We start from the raw sequence: 8,270 nt of genomic DNA, 5'->3' as shown, positions 1-8,270 counted from the left end.
AATCCATCGATCAGCTCTTTCGGAATGGACGGCAGGGCAGCCCCACTGCCCTTCTTGCTGGTCTTTCTTGGCATACATGCTCCTTGCTCACATGGTATGCCTCAAACACAAAATTTCTGACAGGCTCCGCTGCGCTTATCCGCCCTACACGGGCTGCTCGCTAGCCGGCTTGTGTGCGCACCCACAATTGGTTAAGTATTTCTTTAAGAAAATCTCGATACGCCAAATAGGTACTTCTGGCAACGTCATATTGCCCGCGACAATGTTGTATCGTCAGGTCAATCGCCAACGGCGCGACACCCCCAAAACTATATGAAACAGAGGATCTGCTGACATCCTCCTTAATCGTCAATGTTCCATCCGGATTGCGAAGACGCTCCTCACGAAATCCCACGCACCGCATCCAGAATCCGACCTCTCCGAATTCAAAGTTTGGCGGTATTGCATGGCTTGAGCGATTTCGATAGTCGTGCGTGTGTTCTCGGTAGTCTTTCGTATCGAGACAATCGAGGAGCTTTCGAAACGGATGCAAACTTGGCCACGGCTTGGCCAACTCATCGAGTTGCTCGAGGGCTTCATGCCGTTTGAGGAAGATTCGACGCCCTTTCGCAAGCGCTTTGACGCGACGTGAATCGCTTGGCATCCGATCTTTGTATCCCGGAGTGAGTGCAAGACTGGCTTGATGCGCAGCGTTTGTGGCAACGCCAATCAACACGTCTTTCAGGTGACTTGGCGCCTGCAAACAGCGGTGGGCAAGTGGCTCGATGAACTCAGCTCGAATGTTCCAACGATCCTGAGCATCTTGATACTCGCCGAGCACATCGATCCATAGATCCCAACGATCGAGTTCCAGCGTCCACTGATGCACTAGGTTGGTCACTTCGCACAACTCTCGACCCACCAGATCCCCCGCGACCGTTCGCCACGGAGCGTCCGTGAGTTGGTGAGCCAGTTCATAGTCGAACAACTCAAACCGATCTCCGGGCGCTGCCTGAACCCGATCCCAGAACTTTTGGTAAGCACCTTCGTGCAACTGACGAGCAATCTGAAGATTCTCTTGTCGTTCTTCGTCGGTAAGCATCTCTCACCCCTTCACACAAACCACCTGCCGTAACCGATACACCACCTCCACCAACCCTGCCTGCGCTTCCATAACGGCGTCGATATCCTTATACGCCATCGGGATCTCGTCAATCACTTCCGCATCCTTTCTGCATTCGACGCCGGCTGTCGCGCGCACTTGATCGTCGACGGTGAATTGCTTGCGCGCGGCCGTTCGGCTCATCACGCGCCCTGCGCCGTGGCTGCAGGAGCAGAAGCTTTCGGGGTTACCTTTACCGCGCACGATGTAGCTGGCAGCGCCCATGGAGCCGGGGATGATGCCGAGTTGGCCGGCCTGGGCGGAGACGGCGCCTTTGCGGGTGATGAAAACCTCGCGGCCGAAGTGGGTCTCTTTTTGCACGTAGTTGTGGTGGCAGTTCACCGCCTGCTGGTCGGCGGTGAAGGGCTTTTTGATGACGTGGCGGGCGGCGTCGATGAGGTGGGCCATCATCAGTTCGCGGTTGGTTCGGGCGAAGTCCTGCGCCCAGCCGACGGCTTCGACATAGTCGTCGAAGTGCTGGGCGCCTTCGGTGAAGTAGGCCAGATCGCGGTCGGGCAGGTTGGCCAGGTGCTGGCGCATGTCGGCCTGCGCCAGTTCGATGTAGTGGCGGCCGATGGCGTTGCCGACGCCGCGTGAGCCGGAGTGGAGCATGAACCACACGCGGCCGGCCTCATCCAGACACACCTCGATGAAGTGGTTGCCGGTGCCGAGCGTGCCGAGGTGGCTGTGGTTGTTGGTCTTCTCCAGGCGGGGCGCCCGCTCGACAAGGCGGCGAAAGCCCGGTTGCAGGCGTTTCCAGGCGGCGTCCACGCTGGCGGGCGGTTTGCCCCAGCTGCCGTGGTCGCGCTTGCCGCGGGTCATGTCGCGGCCGTGGGGCACGGCTTTTTCGATGGCGCTGCGCAGGCCGTGCAGCTTGTCGGGCAGGTCGGCGGCGTCGAGCGTGGTGCGCACGGCCATCATGCCGCAGCCGATGTCCACGCCGACCGCGGCGGGGATGATGGCGCCGAGGGTGGGAATCACGCTGCCGATGGTCGAGCCCTTGCCCAGGTGCACATCGGGCATCACCGCCAGGTGCTTGTAGATGATGGGCAGGCGGGCGGTGTGGATGAGCTGCGTGCGGGCGGCCTCTTCGACCGGCACGCCGTGGGTCCACAGCTTGATCGGGGCAGCGCCGGGCAGGGCGAGGGTGTCGTGGTCGGCGGGGTGGGGCATGGCGAGTCCGGTGTGGGGGCGTGTGTTGACGTTAGTGGCGCGGGCGCGGCGGGCGTTCAGCCGCCGTACTGGGCGCGGATCATCTCGCCCAGCGTGGCCACGGCGCGTTCGGCGGCGTCGGTCCACGGGTGGCCGGTGTTGAGGCGGATGCACCGATTGAAGCCGCGCGTGGCCGAAAAGATCGGGCCGGGGGCGATGCTGATGCCGCGCGCCAGCGCCTGGCGGTGCAGGGCGAGGGCGTCGGCGCCGGGGGGCAGGGCGATCCACACGAAGTAGCCGCCGCGCGGGCTGGCCAGCTGCACGCCGGGCGGAAAATGCCGCTCGATGGCGGCAATGGCCCGCGCGGTCTGGCTGGCCAGGGCCTGACGCAGGCGGCGCAGGTGGTGGTCGTAGCCGCCGTGGTGCAGGTAGTCGGCCAGCGCGGCCTGCAGGGGCACGGCGGTGCCGAGGCTGGTCGACAGCTTGAGCCGCTGCACCGCGCGCGCATGCCGGCCGGCGGCCACCCAGCCGACGCGGTAGCCCGGCGCCAGGCATTTGGCGAAGGACGACACATGCAGCACCTGCCCGGCGCTGTCGAGCGACTTGGCCGGCAGCGGGCGCGGCTCGCCGAAGTGCAGCTCGGCGTACACGTCGTCTTCGATCAGCGGCACGTCGTGGCGCGCCAGCAGGCTCACCAGTTCGCGCCGGCGATCGTCGGGCACGCAGGCGCCGAGCGGGTTCTGGTGGTTGAGCATGAACAGGCAGGCGCGGATCGGGTGGCGCTCCAGCGCCTCGGCCAGCGCGCCCACGTCGACCCCGTCGCGCGGATGGGTGGGGATCTCGATCACGCGCAGGCCGAGCCGCTCGATGGCCTGCAGGCCGCCGTAGAAGGCGGGGGACTCGATGGCCACCAGGTCGCCCGGACGGGTGACCGCCTGCAGGCACAGGTTGATCGCCTCCATGGCGCCGGAGGTGATGACGATCTCCTCCGGCGACAGCGACACCCCGGCCGACAGGTAGCGCAGCGCGATCTGGCGGCGCAGCTCGTCGTTGCCCGGCGCCAGATCGGTGACGCTGCGCCACGGGTCGAGCCGCCGCGCGCTGACGGCCAGTGCGCGCGCCAGGCGGTCGAGCGGGAACAGCTCGGGGCTGGGAAAGCCCGAGCCGAGCGGCACCACCTCGCGGTCGCGGGCGGAGTCGAGGATGTCGAAGATGAAGTCGCTCACCGTCAGCGCGGTGGCGTCGGTGCCCGGCCGGCTGACCGGCGGCTCGGCCAGCGTCTGGCCGAGGCGGGCGCGCACGTAGTAGCCCGAGCGCGGGCGCGCCTCGATCAGGCCGCGGCTCTCGAGCAGGGCGTAGGCCTGCAGCACGGTGGATGGGCTGGCTTCGTGGCTGCGGCAGGCGTGGCGCACCGAGGGCACGCGCTCGCCGGGGCGCAACGTGCCGTCGCCGATGCGCCGGGCGAGCTCGTCGGCCAGTTGCTGGTAGCGGGTCATCGGTCCTCCCCGGTGCCCTCGTGCGGCACCATGATGTGCATCAAGCGCACCCCCATTTTCTGTATTGCCGGGCAGTCCGCCGAACTGTCCCTGCCCGCGGCGCGCTGTCTGTGCGCTAATGAAGACTGTGCGCTTTTCGATGGGCCATCGCCATGCAACTGACGCTCGACGCCATTCCCCAGTCACCGCCCGAGCGCGCCGCGGTGCCCGGCAACCGCGGCATCTGGGTGGGCATTTTCTGCGAGCTGACCGAGTTCGCCTTGATGTTCCTCGCCTATGCCTATTTCCGCCTCACCTTCCCCGAGGATTTCCACCGCGGCCCTGGCCTGCTCAACACCACGGCCGGGGTCACCAACACCCTGGTGATGCTCTCCAGCAGCTACTGCGCCATGCGCGCCATGATCGCCATCCGCCGCAACCGGCCGCGCACCAGCCTGCGCTGGCTGGCGGCCACGCTGGGCCTGGGCGTGGTGTTCCTGCTGGTGAAGGCCTGGGAGTTCAACTGGAATATGGCGCATGGCGTGGTCGGCACCGGCAACAGCTTCATCGCCATGTACTACTACCTCACGCTCAACCACCTGGTGCATGTGGTGTGGGGCTGCCTCGGGCTGATCTGGGCGCTGCTGCGCACCTGGGGCGGCGCCTACAGCCCGGCCGACCACGAAGGCGTGGAGGCGGCCACGCTGTACTGGCATGCCACCGACCTGGCGTGGATCGTGATTTTCCCGCTCATGTACGTGCTGCGCTGACGGAGGCCGCATCATGTCTGCCGAAACCTTTGCCACCCGCATCTGGCTCCTCCTCGTGGGGCTGACCCTGCTCAGCGCCGCGCTGGCCGATGGCGCCGCGCCCGGCCTGCTCACCGCGCTGGTGGCGCTGGCCATCGTCGGCGTCAAGGGCGCGCTGGTGATCCGCCACTTCATGGGGCTGGACAGCCGCTTCCCGCGCCTGCGCCGGCTCATGAACAGCTACATCGTGCTGGTGCCGGCGCTGCTCTTCGTGCTGGGCAGCGTGTTCGCCCGGTAGGGTCGGCTTCAGCCGGCCTTGGCGGGTTGAAACCGCCCTACGTGTCGGCCGGCGCGGCGCAATCTGTAACCCCTGAAAATCGTGTTTTCTGAAACTGTACCGTAATTCGCGGCACTGGTTTACTCGCCTCACCCCGTCGGCGCCGCGCCGTGGCGCCGGGGGCGACCGAGGACCACCATGACCGTCGCCACCATCACGCTGCATCGCCAGCGCCCGTCACAGATCCACCCGCGCGAGACCGCCGGCCGCTACAACCGCCTGCGCTGGGCCATGGTGTGGCTCAGTCAGGCGATCTTCTACGGCGCCTGCTGGCTGCGCTGGGACGACCGGCAGGCGGTGCTGTTCGACATCGCCGGGCGCAAGGCCTACCTCTTCGGTCTGGTGCTGTGGCCGCAGGATGCGCTGCTCCTGGCCTGGACGCTGGTGCTGGCGGCGACGGCGCTGTTCTTCGTCACCGCGCTGGCGGGGCGGGTGTTCTGCGGCTTTGCCTGTCCGCAGACGGTGTATGCCGCCATCTTCCGCTGGATCGAGGCGCGCATCGAGGGCGACCACCTGGCGCGGGCGCGGCTCGACGCGATGCCCTGGGGGCCGGCCAAGCTGGCGCGGCGCGGCGGCAAGTGGCTGCTGTGGGCGCTGGTGGCCGGGTGGACCGGCGTCACGTTCGCGGGCTACTTCACCCCGTTGCAGCCCTTGCTGGCCGACCTGGCGGCGGGCGCGCCGGGGCCGTGGGCCGGCACGTGGATCGTCGGTTATGCGGCCTTCACCTTCGTGCTGGCGGGCTTTGCGCGCGAGATGGTGTGCCTGCACATGTGCCCCTATGCGCGTTTCCAGGGCGTGATGTTCGACGCCGACACGCTCACCATCGGCTACGACCGCCCGCGCGGCGAACCGCGCCGGCCCCGCGGGGCGCGCAAGGCCGGCCCGGCCGGCGACTGTGTGGCCTGCAACCAGTGCGTGCAGGTGTGCCCGACCGGCATCGACATCCGCGACGGCCTGCAATACCAGTGCATCAACTGCGGCCTGTGCGCCGATGCCTGCGACACGGTGATGACCCATGTCGGCGCGCCCATCGGCTTGATCCGCATGATGACGGCGCAGTCGGACGGCCATTCGGCCCACCGCGACTGGCGAGAAATCGCCCGGCGCCTGCGCACGCCGCGTGCGCTGGCTTACCTGGCGGTGATGGCGGCGGTGAGCCTGGCCATGGCCTGGCAACTGGCCACACGGGTGCCGCTGCAACTCGACGTGCTGCGCGACCGCCAGTCGCTGGCGCGCGAGGCGGCTGACGGCCGCATCGAGAACAGCTACACCTTGCGCCTGCTGAACATGCGCGAGACCGCGCGGAGCGTGGCCATCGAGGTGCGCGACCTGCCCGGTGGCGTGCTGATCGGCCCGGCCGTGCAGGCCGTCGAGGCCGGCCGGGTGAGCACCGTGTCGATCACCGTGGCGGCGCCGCCGGGTGAGCGCCGCCAGCAGCCGCTGCGGCTGCAGGTGCGGGCGCTGGACGGCTCGGGCGATCGCGCCGAGGCGGCCAGCGTGTTCTTCAACCCGCTGTGAGCGGGCTCACAGGCCGAAGGCGAAAATGACGATCAGCCCGCCCAGCAGCCATGCGCCGCGCAGGGCACCGGCCTCGCGGTGGATGAGGCCGCGGCTGACCATCCACACGCCGAGGCCGATCTTCACGCAGGCCGCCAGCGCCAGCCATGGCGTGCTGCCCAGCGCGGTGAGCGCGGGGTTGGCAATGAAGGCCAGCGGCACGATGTACAGCCCGATGCCCAGGCGCATCGCATGCCAGGCCACGCTCAACCACGGCGCGCCGGCCATGCCGGCGGCGATGAACACCGCGCCGCACACCGGCGGGGTGATGGTCGATAGCAGCGCGAACCAGAAGATGAACAGGTGCGCATGTAGAGGCTCGACGCCGATCTCGATCAGCGCCGGGCCGGCCACCGCCACGCAGATCACGTAGGCGGCGGTGGTCGGCACCTCCATGCCGAGGATCAGGCAGGCCAGCCCGGTGAGCAGCAGCGCGCCCCACAGGTTGCCGCCCGACAGGCCGAGGATCAGCGAGGTGATCTTGACCCCCAGGCCGGTGATGTTGAGCACGCCGATGATCAGCCCGGCGCAGAAGATGATGGCGGCGATGGTGGCGATCTGCCGCGCCGCGCTCACCGCAGCCTCGACCAGCCGTGCGCCCCAGCGGCGCAGCGAGGGGCGCAGGCGGGCGTCGAACAGCAGCAGCGCCGCGCTGGCGCCGGTGGCCGCCGCGCCGGCGTATTGCGGCGTGTTGCCCGACAGAAACAGGATCGCCAGCAACAGGCCGAAGGGGATCAGGAAGAACAGCACCAGCCGCGCCACGCGCGCAAAGGGCGGGATGTCTTCCCGGCGCATCGGCTCCAGCCCGTAGCGCCGCCCGTACAAGTCGCAGCCGGCCCACACGCCCCAGAAAAACAGCACCGCCGGCAGCAGCGCCGCCATCAGCACCTCGTTGTAGGTGGTGCGCAGCAGCTCGACCATGATGAAGGCGCCCGCGCCCATCACCGGCGGCATGATCTGCCCGCCCGACGATGCCACCGCCTCCACCGCCGCCGCCAGCGCTGGCGGATAGCCGAGGCGCTTCATGGTGGGCAGGGTGATGGCGCCGGTGGAGGCCACGTTGGCCGAGGCCGAGCCGGAGATCGAGCCGAACAGCGCCGAGGACAGCACCGACACCTTGGCCGCGCCGGCGCGCAGCCGCCCGGCCAACGCAATCGACGCGGCCATGAAGCCCTGCCCGCCCTCGCCGGCGCCGACCACCGCGCCGAGAATCACGAACACCGCCACCACCTCGGCCGAGACGCCGGTGAGGCTGCCCCACAGCCCGCCCTCGGTGATCGTCAGCGTGCCCAGAAAGCTCGCCAGCGGAATGCCCGCATGGCCCAGCTCACCCGGCAGATACTGGCCAAACAGCCCATACAGCAACGCCAGCGCGGCGGTGCCGGGCATGGCCCACTTCACCTGTCGGCGCGCCATCTCCAGCGCCAGCAAGATCAGCCCCCAGGCCACCACGAACTGCAGGGTGCCGCGCAGGCGGCCGTATTGGTTGTCCAGCATGTCGTGCTGCACCAGCACGTAAAGGCAGGCCGCCAGCCCGAAGGCGCACAGCAGTACATCGACGACGCGCCGCCAGCCGGTGGACGGCCGGGCGGTGAACAGAAAGACGAAGGGCAGCGCGGCAATGATGTGCAGCGGCCGGCTGATGAGATGCGGAATGAGCCCGGCCATCACCAGCCAAAGGTGATAGCCGACCGAGGCGAAGGCCAGCACCACCATCACGGTGTGCAAGGACAGCAGCGGGTGGGCGGGGTTGGGGCGCGAGGTGTCTGTCATGGAGGAGCGGGTTGCCCGCGTCGGCGCGGGTCTGTGGTGCCAAAAAAGCAACGCGGCGTCCGAAGACGCCGCGCACGCTTCAGTGC

The 8,270-nt window shown here is 68.0% G+C and carries 7 protein-coding genes; 3 read left to right on the top strand and 4 right to left on the bottom strand.

Translation table 11 applies throughout. The features are described 5' to 3' along the window. Nucleotides 1-160 precede the first annotated feature (160 nt). Genes I8J34_RS22315 through I8J34_RS22305 form a run of 3 tightly spaced genes read right to left on the bottom strand, consistent with a single transcriptional unit; the run spans nucleotide 161 to nucleotide 3,789 of the window. Nucleotides 161-1,081: a hypothetical protein gene (locus I8J34_RS22315; RefSeq protein ID WP_214363847.1), complete on the bottom strand. Its 921-nt coding sequence runs from the start codon at nucleotides 1,079-1,081 to the stop codon at nucleotides 161-163. A 3-nt stretch (nucleotides 1,082-1,084) separates the two neighbouring features. After that, nucleotides 1,085-2,314, bottom strand: a complete 1,230-nt coding sequence (locus tag I8J34_RS22310; RefSeq protein ID WP_214363846.1) for an RtcB family protein — start codon at nucleotides 2,312-2,314, stop codon at nucleotides 1,085-1,087. 56 nt (nucleotides 2,315-2,370) lie between these two features. Further along, on the bottom strand, nucleotides 2,371-3,789 hold the full coding sequence (locus I8J34_RS22305) for an aminotransferase-like domain-containing protein (RefSeq protein ID WP_214363845.1): 1,419 nt from the start codon (nucleotides 3,787-3,789) through the stop codon (nucleotides 2,371-2,373). Nucleotides 3,790-3,941: 152 nt separating this feature from the next. On the opposite strand from I8J34_RS22305, the gene I8J34_RS22300 reads away from it, so the two are divergent. The 3 genes from I8J34_RS22300 to ccoG all read left to right on the top strand — a co-directional run bounded on the left by I8J34_RS22300 (nucleotide 3,942) and on the right by ccoG (nucleotide 6,372). After that, entirely contained in the window at nucleotides 3,942-4,538 is a 597-nt protein-coding gene (locus tag I8J34_RS22300) for a cytochrome c oxidase subunit 3 family protein (protein WP_214363844.1), read from the top strand. Between the two features lie 13 nt (nucleotides 4,539-4,551). Then, a complete protein-coding gene (locus I8J34_RS22295) occupies nucleotides 4,552-4,815 on the top strand; it encodes a cytochrome C oxidase subunit IV family protein (RefSeq protein ID WP_214363843.1) in 264 nt (87 codons plus the stop codon). Between the two features lie 177 nt (nucleotides 4,816-4,992). Then, a complete protein-coding gene (gene ccoG / locus I8J34_RS22290; protein ID WP_214363842.1) occupies nucleotides 4,993-6,372 on the top strand; it encodes a cytochrome c oxidase accessory protein CcoG in 1,380 nt (459 codons plus the stop codon). Nucleotides 6,373-6,378: 6 nt separating this feature from the next. On the opposite strand, the gene I8J34_RS22285 is transcribed toward ccoG, so the two are convergent. After that, nucleotides 6,379-8,184 carry a TRAP transporter permease gene (locus I8J34_RS22285; RefSeq protein ID WP_214363841.1) on the bottom strand — a complete coding sequence of 602 codons (1,806 nt, stop codon included), beginning with the start codon at nucleotides 8,182-8,184 and terminating at the stop codon, nucleotides 6,379-6,381. Between the last annotated feature and the right edge of the window lie 86 nt (nucleotides 8,185-8,270).

It is taken from the genome of Denitromonas iodatirespirans (assembly GCF_018524365.1).
GTDB classification, from domain to species: domain Bacteria; phylum Pseudomonadota; class Gammaproteobacteria; order Burkholderiales; family Rhodocyclaceae; genus Nitrogeniibacter; species Nitrogeniibacter iodatirespirans.
Note: the sequence above shows the minus strand (reverse complement) of the source record. Positions and strands in the feature narration are given on the sequence as shown.

Coding starts and splice junctions, on each gene's coding strand:
- I8J34_RS22315 (WP_214363847.1), bottom strand. CDS start 1,081: ATGCTTACCGACGAAGAACGACAAGAGAATCTTCAGATTGCTCGTCAG.
- I8J34_RS22310 (WP_214363846.1), bottom strand. CDS start 2,314: ATGCCCCACCCCGCCGACCACGACACCCTCGCCCTGCCCGGCGCTGCC.
- I8J34_RS22305 (WP_214363845.1), bottom strand. CDS start 3,789: ATGACCCGCTACCAGCAACTGGCCGACGAGCTCGCCCGGCGCATCGGC.
- I8J34_RS22300 (WP_214363844.1), top strand. CDS start 3,942: ATGCAACTGACGCTCGACGCCATTCCCCAGTCACCGCCCGAGCGCGCC.
- I8J34_RS22295 (WP_214363843.1), top strand. CDS start 4,552: ATGTCTGCCGAAACCTTTGCCACCCGCATCTGGCTCCTCCTCGTGGGG.
- ccoG (WP_214363842.1), top strand. CDS start 4,993: ATGACCGTCGCCACCATCACGCTGCATCGCCAGCGCCCGTCACAGATC.
- I8J34_RS22285 (WP_214363841.1), bottom strand. CDS start 8,184: ATGACAGACACCTCGCGCCCCAACCCCGCCCACCCGCTGCTGTCCTTG.